Annotated in this window: 14 protein-coding genes; 7 read left to right on the top strand and 7 right to left on the bottom strand. The window is 64.8% G+C overall.

The genetic code is table 11. The features are described 5' to 3' along the window. The first annotated feature begins 211 nt into the window (after window positions 1-211). From AC1Q6Z_RS10270 to AC1Q6Z_RS10255, 4 genes are all read left to right on the top strand, one after another. Entirely contained in the window at window positions 212-1,423 is a 1,212-nt protein-coding gene (locus tag AC1Q6Z_RS10270; RefSeq protein ID WP_256115068.1) for an FAS1-like dehydratase domain-containing protein, read from the top strand. A 22-nt stretch (window positions 1,424-1,445) separates the two neighbouring features. Continuing rightward, window positions 1,446-3,800, top strand: a complete 2,355-nt coding sequence (locus AC1Q6Z_RS10265) for a CaiB/BaiF CoA-transferase family protein (protein WP_492647690.1) — start codon at window positions 1,446-1,448, stop codon at window positions 3,798-3,800. A gap of 37 nt (window positions 3,801-3,837) precedes the next feature. Continuing rightward, a complete protein-coding gene (locus tag AC1Q6Z_RS10260; RefSeq protein WP_435264530.1) occupies window positions 3,838-4,413 on the top strand; it encodes a hydrolase in 576 nt (191 codons plus the stop codon). Between the two features lie 133 nt (window positions 4,414-4,546). Continuing rightward, entirely contained in the window at window positions 4,547-5,206 is a 660-nt protein-coding gene (locus tag AC1Q6Z_RS10255; RefSeq protein ID WP_435264531.1) for a GntR family transcriptional regulator, read from the top strand. Here the strand turns inward: AC1Q6Z_RS10255 and AC1Q6Z_RS10250 are convergent. Both AC1Q6Z_RS10250 and AC1Q6Z_RS10245 read right to left on the bottom strand, forming a co-directional pair. After that, the gene (locus AC1Q6Z_RS10250) at window positions 5,203-6,402 is read right to left on the bottom strand and encodes an FAS1-like dehydratase domain-containing protein (RefSeq protein ID WP_492647689.1); all 1,200 of its coding nucleotides are present in this window, start codon (window positions 6,400-6,402) and stop codon (window positions 5,203-5,205) included. The two genes, AC1Q6Z_RS10255 and AC1Q6Z_RS10250, sit on opposite strands and share 4 nt — an antisense overlap. Before the next feature lie 105 nt (window positions 6,403-6,507). Then, a complete protein-coding gene (locus AC1Q6Z_RS10245) occupies window positions 6,508-7,329 on the bottom strand; it encodes an HTD2 family dehydratase (RefSeq protein ID WP_492647688.1) in 822 nt (273 codons plus the stop codon). A gap of 351 nt (window positions 7,330-7,680) precedes the next feature. On the opposite strand from AC1Q6Z_RS10245, the gene AC1Q6Z_RS10240 reads away from it, so the two are divergent. From AC1Q6Z_RS10240 to AC1Q6Z_RS10230, 3 genes are all read left to right on the top strand, one after another. Continuing rightward, complete coding sequence (locus AC1Q6Z_RS10240; protein WP_492647687.1) at window positions 7,681-8,520, top strand: HpcH/HpaI aldolase/citrate lyase family protein; 840 nt, start codon at window positions 7,681-7,683, stop codon at window positions 8,518-8,520. Window positions 8,521-8,592: 72 nt separating this feature from the next. Beyond that, on the top strand, window positions 8,593-9,408 hold the full coding sequence (locus tag AC1Q6Z_RS10235; protein WP_492647686.1) for an MBL fold metallo-hydrolase: 816 nt from the start codon (window positions 8,593-8,595) through the stop codon (window positions 9,406-9,408). Window positions 9,409-9,555: 147 nt separating this feature from the next. Then, entirely contained in the window at window positions 9,556-10,245 is a 690-nt protein-coding gene (locus AC1Q6Z_RS10230; protein WP_492647685.1) for a pentapeptide repeat-containing protein, read from the top strand. 54 nt (window positions 10,246-10,299) lie between these two features. Here the strand turns inward: AC1Q6Z_RS10230 and AC1Q6Z_RS10225 are convergent, their stop codons facing one another. The 5 genes from AC1Q6Z_RS10225 to AC1Q6Z_RS10205 form a co-directional block, all read right to left on the bottom strand. Further along, window positions 10,300-11,319, bottom strand: coding sequence for a carbohydrate kinase family protein (locus AC1Q6Z_RS10225; protein ID WP_492647684.1), 1,020 nt, complete (start codon window positions 11,317-11,319; stop codon window positions 10,300-10,302). Then, window positions 11,316-12,347 (bottom strand): hypothetical protein, encoded by a 1,032-nt coding sequence (locus AC1Q6Z_RS10220; RefSeq protein ID WP_492647683.1) that lies wholly within the window; start codon window positions 12,345-12,347, stop codon window positions 11,316-11,318. Before AC1Q6Z_RS10220 ends, AC1Q6Z_RS10225 begins: the two co-directional genes overlap by 4 nt. Before the next feature lie 52 nt (window positions 12,348-12,399). Then, complete coding sequence (locus AC1Q6Z_RS10215) at window positions 12,400-13,182, bottom strand: ATP-binding cassette domain-containing protein (protein ID WP_492647682.1); 783 nt, start codon at window positions 13,180-13,182, stop codon at window positions 12,400-12,402. Further along, window positions 13,182-14,168: an ABC transporter permease gene (locus AC1Q6Z_RS10210; protein ID WP_439619105.1), complete on the bottom strand. Its 987-nt coding sequence runs from the start codon at window positions 14,166-14,168 to the stop codon at window positions 13,182-13,184. Before AC1Q6Z_RS10210 ends, AC1Q6Z_RS10215 begins: the two co-directional genes overlap by 1 nt. A gap of 150 nt (window positions 14,169-14,318) precedes the next feature. Beyond that, a complete protein-coding gene (locus AC1Q6Z_RS10205; RefSeq protein WP_256115052.1) occupies window positions 14,319-15,332 on the bottom strand; it encodes a substrate-binding domain-containing protein in 1,014 nt (337 codons plus the stop codon). Window positions 15,333-15,495 lie beyond the last annotated feature (163 nt).

Below are 15,495 nucleotides of genomic sequence, written 5' to 3'. Positions count from 1 at the left end.
CTGTCGGGGCGGGCGCATGTGTGTGCCCCATTTCTGCGAACCCTATGATTTAGCTTGTGTTTGTTTGCTTCAACACTGTCGGAAAGGATTGACCGCCCCCGGATTACGCATTATGCATAATAACTGACTGTGAAGGGCGCCTCACGAACCGCCGGCTGGGCCGGTTGGTCTGGACGCAGGCGAAGCCCTTGTCTTCAAGCGGAGGAAATCGATGAATATGGAAGTACAGCCGGGGACCGGCATCACGGATCGTCCCCCCGAGGGCGTCATCACTGACGAGGCGATCGCCGAGGCACGCGCCATGATCGGCCTGCAGCTGCGGCCGGAAGGGCCGTATCTGCAGGACGCCACGGCCGACACGATGCGCAACTTCTGCAACGGCATCGGCGATCTCAATCCGCTCTACCGTGACCTGGAATATGGCAGGAACACGCGCTATGGCGCGCAGGTCGCCCATCCGATGTTCCCGATGGCCTATGGTTATGTCGGGCGCACGCGCTGGGGTCTTCCGGGCGTTCACGGCTTCTTCGCCGGCCATGACTGGGAGCTGTTCCGCCAGGTGAAGGCGGGCGACCGCATCTCTGCGGTGGAGCGCGTCGTCGGCGTCGAGGAGAAGGAGAGCAAGTTCTCGGGCCGCCTGGTGCTGCAATATGTCGAGGCGAGCTATGTGAACCAGCGCAACGAGCTGGTGGCACGGTGCCTCGGCTTCTGCACGCGTCATGAGCGCAAGGCCGCCCGCGAGACGGGCAAGTACAAGGACATCAAGGCGCACGAATATACGCCTGAGGACTACGAGAAGATCGAGGCGGCGACGCTCGGCGAGGCCGACAATATCCGCGGCGAGAACGTGCGCTACTGGGAAGACGTGACGGAGGGGGAAAGCCTTCCGACGGTGCTGCGCGGCCCGCTGTCCTTGATGGACACGATGGGCTTCATGGTCGGCGTCGGCCGCGGGCACACACACGGCATCCTGTTCCGCCGGGCGGCAAAACATCCCAAACACTTCTTCCGCTCGGACGATGCGGGCGGCGGGGTCGAATATACCGGCATCGGGCATGCGCGTGAATCGGTGGCCAAGCAGGTGGGTGTTCCCGGCGCCTATGACTACGGCCCGCAGCGCACGACGTGGATGGCGACGCTGGTGACGAACTGGATGGGCGACGCGGCCTTCCTGAAGCGGCTTCGTGTCGAGGCACGCCGGTTCAACATCATGGGGGATTCGACCTGGCTGAAGGGCAAGGTGGAGCGCAAGTACATCAAGGACGGGCACACGCTGGTCGATCTTGAGATCTGGGGCGAGAACCAGCGCGGCGAGATCACCACGCCGGGCAAGGCCACCGTGCTTCTGCCCTCGCGCGACATCACCATGCCGATCCGCTTCGACGGCTCAGCCGTCAGCCTCGATCTGCCTGTCGTCAGATAGATCGCGGACCGGGAGGAAACTGATGAGCAATGCCGATCTTTCCAGGCCGCTGGCCGGAATTCGTGTTGTCGAGCGTGCCAGCGGACCGGCGGCAGCCTATGCCGGCCGCCTCATGGCCACGCTCGGCGCCGAGGTGACGGCCGTCGAACCGGCGGGCGGGTCGTCATTGCGACGCGCGGAACCCTTTCTTTCCGGCACGAAGGTGAGCGCGCTGTTCGCCTATCTTTCTGCCGGCAAGAAATTCTCCAGTGCCGATCCACAGGCGGACCGGGCCGCGTTCGAAGCGCTGCTCGATAGCGCGGACATCCTGATCGAAGACGTGCCGCTGCGCGACAAGGCCGCCCTCGGCCTTGCGCCCGACGCCGTCGAGGAGAGGTTTCCGAACCTCGTCCACGTCTCCGTCCTGCCCTTCGGCGCCACGGGGCCGAAGGCGGACTGGAAGGGCGAGGAGATCAATCTCATCCATGCCTCGGGCGAGGGCAACCTGCTGCCGAACGGCCTGTCGCTGGACATGTTTCCCGAGCGTCCGCCGCTCAAGATCCACGGCAACTTCATGCAGTTCCAGGGTGGTGTCGGGGCACTGCTCGGCGGCCTCGCGGCGCTTTGGGCGAGACCCACCGCAGGCGGCCAGTTCGTGGACATCTCGGTGCAGGAATGCGGCGTCGTCGTCGGGCTCTTCGCCATCCAGCAGCTGGGGGACGGCTTCAAGGAGCGCCGGCAGAGCCGGTCGTTCCGCTATGGCGGCGTCATGCCCTGCAAGGATGGCTTCGTCGAGCTCCTGACCATCGAGGACAAACAGTGGCGATCCTTCGTGACGCTGATGGGCGATCCGGAATGGGCAAAGGAAGAGGGCTTGCAGGATCCCCTGGCCCGCGGCCGGCGCGGTGAGGAGATCAACCGGCACCTGCGCGCCTGGACGGCGACGCAGACCTGCGACGACCTGGTGACGCGCGGACAGGCCTTCGGCGTGCCGCTCGCAAAATATGCCACGCCGGCCGAAGTGCTGGACGGCGCCCAGGAAAACGCCCGGAAGATTTTTGCATCCGTCGCGATCGAGGGCGTGGGGGAGCGCCGTGTCTTCGTCGCGCCCTACCGCTTCGGCCCCGAACCGCTGGCTCTGGGGGGAAGCCCGGCTTCGGCCCCGGTGCCCGCCCAACCGAAAGCGCCGGTCTCCTCGGCGTCCGCTTCCGGCAGGCCGCTCGCGGGTGTTCGCATCCTCGACTTCACCATTCACGCGGCCGGACCGTTCGGCACGCACATGCTGGGCCAGCTCGGGGCCGAATGCATCAAGGTGGAGACGTCGAAGCGGCTCGACATGTTCCGCCGTCCGCATCCCGTCTACGGACGGATGGAGCCATCGACCTTCGCCCATGTCGTGGCCGACAAGAAATCGATCCGGATCAATGTGAAGAAGCCGGAGGGGGTGGCACTCGTCAAGCGCATCACGGCGAAGTCCGACATCGTCGCGGAAAGTTTCCGCGCCGGGGTCATGGATCGCCTGGGCATCAGCTTCGCGGAATTGGCCAAGGTGAAGCAGGACATCATCATGCTGTCGTCTTGCGCCTGCGGGCAGACCGGGCCGGACGCGCATTTCGCCGGCTACGCGCCGCTCTTTGCCGCTTGGGGCGGGCTTGGCACGCTGTCGGGCTATGAAGACGGGCCGCCGCTTGAAATCCGCCATGTGATGGACCACTCCGTCGGCCTCAATGCCGCGAGTGTCGCCTTGGCGGCCCTGAGTTTCCGCCGACGCACCGGGCAGGGCGCGCATGTCGACCTGGCCGCACGCGAGATCGCCAGTGCGCTGATCGGCGAGGCGCTTCTCCAGACCGACCACGGGGATGAACCGCAGCGCATGGGCAACCACCATCTCGGCATGGCGCCGCATGGTGCCTATCCGGCGAAGGGCGAGGATTGCTGGGTGTCGATAGTGGTGGCGAACGACGACGAGTGGCGCGTGCTGGCCGGCCTGATCGGCGGGGCCGCGGCTGATCCCTGCCTCGCCACGGTTTCGGGCCGTCTCGGCAGCCGGAGCAGGCTGGACGGCCTTGTCGGTGCATGGACCCGCAACCACGACGCCGAGGAGATTGCCGTGTTGCTGCAGCAGAACGGCATCGCCGCCCACGCCTCCTGGACCCCCGAAATGGTCGTCGCCGACCCGCATATGCGCGAGCGCGCCGCGATCCGGGATATCGTGGTGGGCGGCGTCGTGCGGCCGGCGGTCAGCGTTCCGGCCCGTTTGTCGAAGACGTCCGGCCGCGGCATCGAAAAAGGCGCGCCGGCCGCACTCGGCGGAGACGAGGACTATGTCTATGGGGAGCTGCTGGGCATGTCCCGGGCCGAGCGCAGTGCCCTCGAAGAGGCCGAGGTGATAATCTAACCTCACGTTTTCAGGCAAAACGAAAGAGAGAAAAGTGATGTCGGATTCATTCGTGATAGATCGTGCCAGGACCGCCGTGGTCGTCATCGACCTGCAGATGGGGGTGGTGAACCGCAAGACGGTTCCCCATGCCGCAGCGACCGTCGTCGCCAATACGGCGCGCCTGCTTGCGAAGGCGCGTGAGGTCGGGATCAAGCCGATCCTCGTCTACGTGGACAGCTCTTCCGATGGCAACGATTTCGTCAAGCCGGACTGCGACCGGCCGACGAGCCGGGACGGCCTGCCGGCGGACTATTCGGTGCTGGCGCCGGAACTCGATCGCCAGCCGGAAGACCTCGTCGTGATGAAGCGCAACTGGGGTGCATTTTACGGAACGGATCTCGAATTGCAGCTGCGCCGCCGCGGCTATACGACGATCATCCTGTGCGGCATCGCGACGGAGTTCGGCGTGGAGAGCACCGCCCGCGACGCGTTCGAGCGCGGCTTCAACCAGGTTTTCGTGTCTGATGCCATGACCGCGTTCAGCCAGATCAGCCATGACAACGCGATCGAGCGGATATTTCCGCGCCTCGGTCGTGTCCGAACCACCGATGAGGTGATCGCCATCCTCTGACCAGGCCGTGCAGTATGACAAGATCTGTGGAGCAGCCCTGTCATGTCTGGCATTACCTTATAGATTACAATACGTTCGTTAACCTGAGGAAAGACGCAAGGTTTCAGAGGCTATCGGAATGTCGCAAAGTCCTATGAACTTCGGCACCAAAGAGGTGCAGATTGCGCATTTCTTGCGGGAAGGAATCATTTCTGGACGTTTCCCGCCCGGCACGCGGCTGAAGCAAAACGACTTGGCGGAGATGCTTCGCACAAGCATCACGCCGATACGCGAAGCGTTGAAGCAACTCGCGGCCGAGGGCTATGTCGAGGGGAATTCCTATCGTGGCGCCATCGTCGCTCCCTTCGATGCCCGCGCCTCGGCGGAGGTGCTGAACCTGCGCAATATTCTAGAATCGGAGCTGGTGCGCGAGGTCGTCAAATACGTTACCGAGGACGACCTGCGCGAGGTGCGGGAGCTTGCGAAGGAATTCGAGGAGGCCGCCGGCCGCGAGGACAGCATGCAGGCGCGGGGCGCCAATTATCGTTTTCACATGCGGCTGTATCAGGTCGCGCAGATGCCCCAGGCCCTGCACTTCGTCCAAATCCTCTGGGCTCGTTATCCGTTCGACCAGATCAACCGGATCTCCGGTCGCGCCCAAAGGGCGGCCGAGGAACATGCCGAACTGCTGCGCCACATCGCCAACCGCGATGTGGACGGCGCCTTGCGCGCGACGCAGCGCCATATCGAAACGGGCTGGTCGGAACTGCGCGACGTGCTGGTGCTGCCCAAGGACGGGGAAACCAGCCGCTAACGAACCGTCGGCAACCCGAGATCCAGGCCGGAGCCGTCGAAGGCGACGCGGAGTTCGGGATTGCGCGAGGGCAGGATGACGGTCGCCAGGCCGGGCGTGGTGATTTCGCCGCGCTGGTTCTCCGCCCACAGTTCGATATCGACCATCGCATGCCCGTCGCGGATATATTTGCGGCTGATCCTTCCCTTGCACCAGGTGGTGTCGCCGACGGTGTTGAAGCGCCGCATCTCCGTGCGGATCCGGCGCAGGATGCCGGCGTCTCCCATCCAGTTGGTCACCAGGCTGCACATCCAGGACGAGCGCTGCGGTCCGTAGTCATAGGTGCCGGGCACGCCGACCTCGCGCGCCGCGGTCTCCCGGTGATGGCCGATGCCGGTATATTCGACGCCGCCGCCGGCTTCCGGATTGCGGAAATAATGCCCGGGATGCTTGACGGCGCCGCGCAGCACGATGCCATGCGTATGGCCGCGCCCCGACGCCACCAGGAAGCCCAGTGTATCGAGGAGCGTGAGCGGCCCCCGCACGATCGGTGGCAGTAGGTCCCCTTCCTGCACGTCCTCGAAATAGCGGACTTCGGCGCCGCGGATCTCGGATTCCTCCCGCAGGATCGCCGCCTCTATCGCCTGCAGTTCCTCGTCGCTATACCGGCTTTTGCGGATGTCCTTGTATTTGCCCGCCTCGCGCGCCGCCTTGCGCTCGTGCCGCGTGCAGGTTCCGATCGCCCGGCCGATAAGGTCGCCGTTCTGGTTGACATAGGACGCCTCGACATATTGAAGCACCAGCCGACCGGAGAACCGGCTTTGCTTCTCCTCGATGCCGAGGACGCGTTCCACTGCCGAGACGCGGTCGCCGGGCCTGAGGTAGCGGAACAGTTCCCAATCGCTGCCGGCATAGAAGCCGTGCACGCCCGGCAGGCCCCAGCGGGTGCGCCCGACCCAGCCAAAGGCCATCGGGAACATCGGGTGGCCGACCATCGCACCGAGCCGCGAATTGCGGCCGTGTTCCTCGTTCCTGAAGAGCGGATTCACGTCGCCGATGCCGTTGCAGAAGGTGGTCAGCGTATCGAGGCTGGCATCCTGGAGATAGGGGCCTTCAGGACGCAGATGCAGGCCGATCATCGCTCTTGCCTGGGCGATTGCCTCGTCCGTGATGCTTCCCTCGCTCGGGGCGGAACCGACTTCGATTTTCTCGTTCATGGTCATGGGCTCGTTAGGGTGAGCTGGCGCCGAAACCCGGGTCGCTTGACGGCCGGCGCGGCGCCTTGGGCAGCAGTCCGCCTCTGGAAGGAAGTCCCGCCAACGTTATGAAAAGGTCGCCGTTGCGTCAACGCACAGCGCACCGCCCGCGTCCAGCGACCGGACTTTCACATGGCCGTCCTCGTTCCAGCCTTCGAGGCGAAGCGTGTTGCCATGGAAGGCGGGATGGAGTGCCTTGAACGTGAAGCCGGTCATGACCGATCCGTTCTGTATCTCCCCGGCGAGCTTGGCGAGCAACGTTGCCTGAAGCGGTCCGTGCACCACGAGGCTCGGATAATTCTCCTGCTCCCGCGTATATTCCAGATCGTAATGGATGCGATGGCCGTTGCCGGTGAGGCACGAATATCGGAACAGCAGAAGGGGATCGGGCACAAGCTCGACGCTGGTCGCGCCGGCACACGCCGCCTCCGCGGGCTCCGGCGCGCGGCCGGGTGCGTCTCTCGGTCCGAGATAGACGAGGTCCTGTTCCTCCAGGATTGTCGGACCGTCCGGGCCGCTGATCTCGTGCCCGATCGTCACGATGACGATGGCGCCCGAGCGCCCGACCCGTTCCTTGACATTCAGGATGGTGCTCTTGCGCGTCACCTCGTCGCCGGCCTGCAAGGGTGTCAGGAAGGAAATCCTGCCGCCGGCATACATGCGGCGGGAAAGGTCGACCAAGGGCGGCAGGAAGCCGCCGCGGCGCGGATGCCCGTCCGCGCCAATCCCGGACGGCCGGGGCCATTCCTGGAACAACATCCAGTGCCAGAGCGGCGGCAGCGTGGTCGGCTCGTCGATATCCAGGGTTGCCGCAAGCCGCCTGAGCGCATGCCTGCAGATGACATCCCTGCGAATATCCGTTCGGCCGACATAGTCCTGGACATTCATTCGGAACGGTCTCCTTCGGCTGCGCGATGGTGGCGATTGATCGCGGGACCGGGCATTGCCTGCGTCCCCGCCGGTCTTCCGGCGGCATCCGCACCTGCGATCTGGCAATTCCTGCAAAGCATCCGACTGAGCAATTCGACACACCAAGAGTAGTAATGCATTATGCATTATCTAGCATCGCTCCTTCCTGATGGGAAGTCCCCCTTCGGCCGAAAACTGTGTTGGCCTGAAAAGGGGGCTTCCATCCCCGTTGGAAAACATGCATTATATTATGCATAATCCATAATAATGGGCGTGCAGCATTCGAGCGTCAAAGTCGTTTGCAGGCCCGGAAAAGCAGCAGAGGTGGCAATGGCGACGAGGGCGGCATCTTCAATCGGCAAGGCGCGAAGCCTGTTGTTCGTTCCGGCAAACCGGCCGGACCGGTTTTCGAAAGCGCTGGCCAGCGGTGCGGATGCCGTCATCATCGACATGGAGGATGCCGTCGCGACCGCCGCCAAGGCCGAAGCCCGGCGCGGTCTCGTGGAATGGGTGCTGTCAGCGCCTGAAAGGCTGGCATTGCTCGGCGTGCGTGTCAGCAGCGCCTTCTCGCGCGCCGGCCTGGATGACCTTCGGGAGCTTGCGTCCGTCGCGCATCTTTTCGATTTCATCGTGCTGGCGAAGACGGAGAGCGAGGCTGAAGCGCGCCTTGCGGCGCAGCATTTCGGCGGCGTGCCGCTCGTCTGCACCGTGGAGTCGGCGCGCGGCGTCGCCAATGCGGGCGCCATCGCCGGTGGGCATGCGAGCGTCGAGGCGCTGGCGCTTGGCGGTGCGGACATGGCGGCGGATCTGCGTGCGGAGATCGGCTGGGAGGCGCTGTTCCTGGCACGGGCGACCATCGTCAATGCGGCGAGCAGTGCGGGCATCGCCGTCCTGGACATGCCGTTCTTCAACATATCCGACGAGGCCGATCTTGCCGCGGAAGCCCTGCGCGTCCGTGCCCTGGGTTTCACCGGCAAGCTCGCCATACACCCGGCGCAGGTCGCGGTCCTGAACCGCGCATTTAGCCCGACAGAAGCCGAGATCGCGAGGGCGAGGGACCTGCTGCAGGCCGTTGCCGCGGGAGGCGATGCCGTCAGGATCGACGGCGAAATGATAGACGAGGCCGTGCTGCGCTCGGCGCGGCGCATCGTTGCCATGGCGTCGCCGTAGAAGAGGCCGCGAACGGACCGCCGATCGTCTCATGACCCCCACGTCGCACCGCATACGCGAAAGCTGTTCCCTATGACGTTTCTGACCGAGCCCGAACCGCCGCGCGGCATCGCCATTCCCGTTCTCGACGGAGTAAGGCGGATCGTCGCGCGCAACCGCGGCCCGATGACCTATCACGGGACCAACACCTATTTGATCGACGCGCCGGGCGGCGTCGCCGTGCTGGACCCCGGCCCCCTCGACGAAGAGCATGCGCAGGAGGTGCGCGATGCGGCAGGCGCACCGATCACCCACATTCTCATCACCCATGCGCATCACGACCATATCGGCAATGCGGCCGCGTTGCAGGCGCTGACCGGCGCGCCGGTCTACGCCTACCCGACGAACGCCGTCGGCATCGTGCCGGACGTCCCGTTGCACAACGGCGACGAGATTCTGGGCATGACCTGCCTGCACACGCCCGGCCATGCGCCGGATCACCTGTGTTTCCTGCGGCCGGACGGGATCGTCTTTTCAGGCGACCATGTGATGTCCTGGCGGTCGACCGTGGTAAGCCCGCCGCATGGCAGCATGGCAGCCTATATGAACAGCATCCGGCTGCTGCTCGACCGCGGCGGGGTGCTCTATCTGCCCGGCCACGGCCCGCCGCTGCCCGACCCCATGAAGGCGGTGCGCAAGCTCTACACGCGCCGCAGCGAGCGGGAGCGGGAGGTCGTCGCGGCCTTGGCGCAAACGCCCCGCTCGGTTGCCGACATGGCGGATGAACTCTACGGCAACATCAGCGAAGCGCTCCGCCCGGCGGCGGAACGCAATCTGACGGCCCATCTCATCAAGCTCGCGCAGGACGGCCTGGCAATCGAGGACGACGGCCTGTGGCGCTCCGCCTGACCCAACTGCAACTGCGTGCCTTATCCGTCACTCTTCTAGAGCGTTAGCTGATGACATTCGGCTGTTGATCACCATATTTAAGGAGGTGTCAGTTTAAAGGTCGCATTTGCAACGGGAGTTATTACGGTGAGTGCACTGCAGAGGGGCATGTTTTTCGGCTTCGCCGCGGCATTTTTGGGGATGGCGGTGGGCTTTTCTCCCAGTGGCGCCAAGGCCGCGGATTGCCGGTCGGACCCCGCGCCCGAAATCGATTGGAGCGATTGCGCCAAGAAGAGCCTGATGCTGAGCGGGAACGATTTCACCGGCGCGAATTTTCGGGATGCCGATCTCAGTTTGACCGACATGCGCAATACCACGCTGACGGGGGCCGATCTGGAGAAAGCGACCCTGATCCGGACCTGGTTCACCGATGCGCGCCTGGACAAGGCGAATTTCGCAAGGGTCGAAGCCTATCGATCCATCTTCAAGAACGTCTTTGCCCAAGGCGCCTCGTTTGCATCAGCTGAACTTCAGCGCGCTGCGTTCAACGGTGCCGACCTGACCAGTACGAGTTTCGAGAAAGCCGATGTCAGCCGTGCGGACTTCGATGAGGCGATCCTCTCGGGCGCGAGCTTCGCCTATGCGAACCTTGCGCGCGCCGACCTGAGTGAGGCAAAAGTAGAGGGAGCGCTCGGCTTTAACAGGGCATTCATGCTGTTGACGCGGATCGAGGGGCTGGATCTTTCCCGCGCTACCGGTCTCGACCAGTCCCAAATCGACATTGCTTGCGGCGACGCCGAGACCAAGCTGCCGAACGGCCTTACGACGCCGACATCATGGCCCTGTGCACAGGAATGAGACGTTTCTTATCCGCTAGTGCCTCTCCCTGTAAATTTTGAAAAGCGAACGCAGCTACAGAGCGCGCTCGCCCCAGCGTTCCGCCAGCGCCAAACATTCCTGCCAGGGGACAATCGCGCCCGTGGTCGAGATGCTGCGGAGCGACGCGGCCGCCGTGGCGTGGGCGAGGCGGAGGCATTGCTCCATGCTCCAGCCTTCGTGTACGCCGTAGAACATGCCCGCGGCAAACGCGTCGCCGGCACCGTTTGCCCCCAGCACTTCCGTCTCGGGGATGGCCACGGGGGGCAGGGTCGCGGTCTCTCCGTCGCGCGTGACGGCGATCGCGAAGGCGGGGCAGTGTACGGCGACCATTTTCATGGCGCCGCGTTCGAGGGCAATGCGCGCGGCGCGCTCGCAGGCTTGCCGGTCGGTCGCCTCCGCGCCGACAGTCTCCACGCCGGCAATCGCGCCGATCTCCATGTCGTTGACGATCAGGAAATCGAGATGGGGCAGGCAGGGTGCCACGAGCGCCGCCATCAGGCTCTTTTCGATGCTGGCCAGTTCGAGATTGGTCTGAAGGCCCGCGGAGCGGGCCTTTTTGAGCACGGCGACCCAGCCGTTCGGCTCGTCATGCCAAGGACTGTCGAGGGTCCTGTGAACGCCCGGCAGGCCGAGGTGGAGATAGCGCATGCGGGTGGTGGAAAAGTCGAAATGGTCCGGCGTCAGGAGCGCCCCCGTGCCGGCATGGAAGATATGGGTGCGCCGATGCGACTTGCGCGAGACATAGGCATCGCAGAACTGGGTTGCGGCGGCATCGGTTATGGCCATCTGGCGCGTGTCGATGCCTGCCGCTTCGGCTGTCGCCTTGAGGTAGCGGCCGTCATCATCGTCGCCGACGAGGCCGACGGTCTCGACCGGCATGGACGGGTCGAGGCGTTTCATGTCGAGCGCCAGGTTGCAGCTCGATCCGCCGCCGTGGCGCTCTTCCTCGAAGAGCTCGGCAAGGCCGTCCTCACCCGGCCAGTGGCTGACGCTGCGATTATAGTCGGCGCACCACGTTCCGCCGGTGAGGAAACCTCGCCGCGCGCTCGTCATTTGCTCTGCTCCGGCTTGAGGACCGCTTCCGTCACCTCGTTGTCTTTGGCGAACTCGCGGATCGGCGTGATGTCGTCCTTCGCAAGGGCCGCGTGATAGGCCTTCACGGCCTCAGCGGGGGAAATATTGCCGGACGCGACCTCGCGCATGAAACGCACCATCGCCAGCGGATCCTCCGCCAGATTGATCTTGCGGCCGAACAGCGCCACGCGTGCGCCAAAACGTTCGGCCTGGTGCAACAGTTCGAAGCAGTCGCGGGTGGTGCCCGCGCCGCCGCCGAGCACGCCGACGATGACGCTCGGATCGTAGGAGGCGAGCTCCTCCAGCGCCTTGGCGCCGTTGAACGGGATCTTCAGGAATTGCGGCCGGTCCGCCTTCGTCACCCCGGCAATGCAGCGCATCAGCACATCGTTGACATAGTGCGGCACGGTCTCGGGCGCGATCTTGGAATCGACATTGGGATTGAACACTTCGAGGAAGTATTTGAAATTGTTGCGCGCGGCATCCTCGCGAAAGGCCCCGAAGGCTTCCAGCGCCTGGTAGTCGCGGTCGAGATCGTTGTTGAAGGTGATGGAGTAGAGGCCGAGATCCGTGCCGGTGATCGGGGCGCCGGGGGCGGGGTCGATGGTGCCGGTGGCGACGCGCGACAGCGAGGCGCTGCGGAAGGGGCGGGAGGCCTGCTGCGAATAGGTAGCGCCGCGGCAGACCCAGACGTCGGTCGTGTCGTTGGCGCGGATCGCCGGTTTGACAGCACTGTTGCGGTATACGCCCATGTCGATCAGCGCCTCCATGTTGGAGGCCGAGGTCAGCATGATGTCGACGATGTCCTGCTCGACGACGGCGCGGATGTTTTCGAGGAATTCCGGGCGGGTATAGTGGCGCGACCATGTGCCGTCCTTCGCCCGCCTGGGGCCGCAGGAGGTGATGCTCGGCCCCATGTCGCCGTCCTTGGCGTCGGCGATGATGAAGTCGTTGCGGGTGTATTTTCCGGCGTGGATGCGGGCGAGCTTCTGGTCGAGGCGATACATGGATTGGCTCCGTTCGGTATGGTCCGGCCTGTCGGGAACCGGACGGGAAGGATCAGGCGGTGGCAGCCCCCGTCATGATGGCGACCACGTCGTTCATGGAATGGGTTTTGGGTGTCACCACCGCGGCGCGTCGGCCGAGCCGCATGACGTGGATGCGGTCGGCAATATCGAAGACATTCGGCATGTTGTGGCTGATGAGGACCACGGCGAGGCCGCGTTCGCGGATCGAGCGGATGAGCTCCAGCACCTGGCCGGTCTCGCGCACGCCGAGGGCCGCCGTCGGCTCGTCCATGATGACGAGTTTTCGCGCGAAGAGTGCTGCGCGCGCGACGGCCACCCCCTGCCGCTGGCCGCCCGAAAGCGCCTCCACGGCATTGTCGATCGACGGCAGGCGGAACTTCAGTTCGCTCATGGCCCGCCGGGCCTCTTCCCGCATCCGCTTCTTATCGAGGCGGCGGAAGATGCTTCCGAGGATGCCCGGGGCGCGCAGTTCGCGGCCGAGGAACAGGTTGGAGGCGATGTCGAGCGCTGGCGCCATGGCGAGATCCTGGTAGACCGTCTCGATGCCGGCATGGCGCGCATCGAGTGGGCCGCGGAAGTGGACGGGCGCGCCATCGAGCAGGATTTCGCCGCTCGTCGGATGCAGCGCGCCGGTCAGCGCCTTAATGAGCGTGCTCTTGCCGGCGCCGTTATCGCCGACCACGGCGAGGATTTCGCCGGCGCGCAGTTCGAAATCGACGCCGGCGAGCGCCGTGACATGGCCGTAGGTCTTCACCACGTTGCGCGCTTCCAGCACGACATGAGGCGACGTCTCGGGGGTGGTTTCGAAGGACATCAGTTCCTCCTCCGCGACGTCTGGTCAAGGGCGACGGCGATGATGACGAGGATGCCGGTCACGAGGTCCTGCCAGAGCGGGTCGATGCCGGCGAGCGTCAGGCCGTTGCGCAGCACGCCGACGATGAGGGCGCCGATCAGCGTGCCGATCAGCCCGCCGCGCCCGCCGAACAGGCTGGTGCCGCCGATGACGACGGCTGTGATGGAATCGAGGTTGGCGGTCTGCATCGCGTTCGGATCGGCATTCGGAATGCGGCCGAGCGCCAGCCAGGCGGCGATGCCGTAGATGAGGCCGGCGACGAGATAGACGGAAAGCAGGTGGCGGCGCACCGGGATGCCGACGAGGCGGGCGGCTTCCGGATTGTTGCCGATGGCGTAGACGTGGCGGCCCCACTTGGTCTGGTTCAGGAAATACCAGACGACGGCGTAGAGCGTGAACATGATGAGCACGCCGTAGGTCAGCACGAAGCCGCCGAGCTTCATCGTATTGCCGGTCCAGGAGAGGAACGGATCGCGCACGGCAAAGGCGCCGCCTTCGGAGATCAGGCGCAAGGCCGCGGTCAGAATGCCGAGAATGCCGAGCGTGACGATGAAGGGCGGGAGCCGCAGACCGCTGACGAGCCCGCCCGCCGCAAGCCCCGCGGCCGTGCAGACCAGCACGGCGAAACCCATCGAAAGGACGGGATCATAGCCGAGATTGACCAGCTTGCCGGCGACGATGGTGCCGAGCACGCAGATGGCGCCGACGGCAAGGTCGATGCCGGCCGTCAGGATGACCAGCGTCTGGCCGATCGCCAGCACGCCGATGATGACCGTCTGCTGCAGGATGATCGACAGGTTGTGGGTGGCAAGGAAACGCGGATTGGTGAGCGCGAAGATCACGCAGAAGCCGATGAGAACCAGCAGGGGCCCCGCGGAAGGTGCGCCGATGATGCGGGCCTTCAGGCTCGGGGATGTCTCGGGCGGAGAAGCGGTGGCTGTGTTCATGGAAACCTCATGCTTCGGGGGCGCCGCACCCCCGACGGATTGCCGTGGCGCCGTCGCGCCGTGACCGGTGGACGCCCGATCGGGATCACACCGGCGCCGCGCCAAAAAAGAGGCGCGGGACCGTGCGTGATCCCGCCGGGAGAAGGGCGATCAATCGCCCCAGCAGTTTTCCAGGCCCCAGGCCGTGTCCTTCGATTCCAGGCCCTCGACGGGCTTGTCGGTAATCAGGAAGGAACCGGTATTGACGAAGCCGCTCGGCTTCTTGCCGGTCGCGGCATATTCGGCCACGGCATCGATGCCCATGGACGCCATCTTGTAGGGGAACTGCATGACCGTTGCGGCGATCTTGCCGTCCTTGACGTCCCGCACGCCCGCGCAGCCGCCGTCGATGGAGGTCAGCATCACGTCGCTTTCCTTGCCGAAGGATTTGAGCGCTGCATAGGCACCGGCCGCCGCCGGCTCGTTGATCGTGTAGACGGCGTTGATGTCGCCGTTCTTGGAGAGCAGGTTCTCCATGCCGACCTGGCCCTTGTCCTGCGCGCCGTTGGTGATGGCCGCGCCGGCAATCGACGGGTCGCCCTCGGCGATGCCGAAACCCTTCAGGTAGCCATCATGGCGGAACGTATCGACCGTGCCGCCCGGCGTGCCGTCCAGCATGGCGACGACCGCCTTGGTGTCGCCCATGGCCTTGCGGGCATAGGTGCCCTGCTGCACGCCGGCCTCGAAATTGTCGGTGGCGAAGGTGGCATCGACCGCGTCGGCGGGGTCGGTCGCGGTGTCGAGCGCGATCACCAGAACGCCGGCCTCGCGGGCCTTCTTGATGATGTCGAGCATGCCCGACGAGTTGTTCGGCGTCACCAGGATGCCCTTGGCGCCGGCGCTGATCAGATCCTCGATGGCGGCGACCTGGCCCTCGTTGTCGCCGTCGAACTTGCCGGCACGGGCGATCAGCTTCACGCCCTTTTCCTTGGCACGGGCTTCGGCGGCCTGGCGCATCTTGGCGAAGAACGGGTTGACCTCCGTCTTGGTGACGAGGCCGACGATGACCTCCTGCGCCGAGGCGGAGCCGGCGCCGAAGGCGACGCCGAGCATCAGGCCGAGGGCGCTGATGCCGGCCTGGAGAGCTTTGGAACGTGCGGACGTGCGAATGCGATGAAACGACATGAAAACCTCCCAAAATCTACGATACCGCCGAGCCTTTGGCTCTGGGGCGGGCCGGCCTCTCCTCAAAGGCCATGCTGGATTAGGTCACTCCTTTTGGATAAAGTCAAATAGTAATAACTTCTCTTTTGTATATTTTTGTCCATAAATAGCTATGGCCTTGTTT

The organism is Shinella sp. GW835-FHT14H05 (assembly GCF_058793575.1).
Note: the sequence above shows the minus strand (reverse complement) of the source record. Positions and strands in the feature narration are given on the sequence as shown.

Coding starts and splice junctions, on each gene's coding strand:
- AC1Q6Z_RS10265 (WP_492647690.1), top strand. CDS start 1,446: ATGAGCAATGCCGATCTTTCCAGGCCGCTGGCCGGAATTCGTGTTGTC.
- AC1Q6Z_RS10240 (WP_492647687.1), top strand. CDS start 7,681: ATGGCGACGAGGGCGGCATCTTCAATCGGCAAGGCGCGAAGCCTGTTG.
- AC1Q6Z_RS10205 (WP_256115052.1), bottom strand. CDS start 15,332: ATGTCGTTTCATCGCATTCGCACGTCCGCACGTTCCAAAGCTCTCCAG.
- AC1Q6Z_RS10210 (WP_439619105.1), bottom strand. CDS start 14,168: ATGAACACAGCCACCGCTTCTCCGCCCGAGACATCCCCGAGCCTGAAG.
- AC1Q6Z_RS10235 (WP_492647686.1), top strand. CDS start 8,593: ATGACGTTTCTGACCGAGCCCGAACCGCCGCGCGGCATCGCCATTCCC.
- AC1Q6Z_RS10270 (WP_256115068.1), top strand. CDS start 212: ATGAATATGGAAGTACAGCCGGGGACCGGCATCACGGATCGTCCCCCC.
- AC1Q6Z_RS10250 (WP_492647689.1), bottom strand. CDS start 6,402: ATGAACGAGAAAATCGAAGTCGGTTCCGCCCCGAGCGAGGGAAGCATC.
- AC1Q6Z_RS10215 (WP_492647682.1), bottom strand. CDS start 13,182: ATGTCCTTCGAAACCACCCCCGAGACGTCGCCTCATGTCGTGCTGGAA.
- AC1Q6Z_RS10255 (WP_435264531.1), top strand. CDS start 4,547: ATGAACTTCGGCACCAAAGAGGTGCAGATTGCGCATTTCTTGCGGGAA.
- AC1Q6Z_RS10260 (WP_435264530.1), top strand. CDS start 3,838: ATGTCGGATTCATTCGTGATAGATCGTGCCAGGACCGCCGTGGTCGTC.
- AC1Q6Z_RS10230 (WP_492647685.1), top strand. CDS start 9,556: ATGTTTTTCGGCTTCGCCGCGGCATTTTTGGGGATGGCGGTGGGCTTT.
- AC1Q6Z_RS10245 (WP_492647688.1), bottom strand. CDS start 7,329: ATGAATGTCCAGGACTATGTCGGCCGAACGGATATTCGCAGGGATGTC.
- AC1Q6Z_RS10220 (WP_492647683.1), bottom strand. CDS start 12,347: ATGTATCGCCTCGACCAGAAGCTCGCCCGCATCCACGCCGGAAAATAC.
- AC1Q6Z_RS10225 (WP_492647684.1), bottom strand. CDS start 11,319: ATGACGAGCGCGCGGCGAGGTTTCCTCACCGGCGGAACGTGGTGCGCC.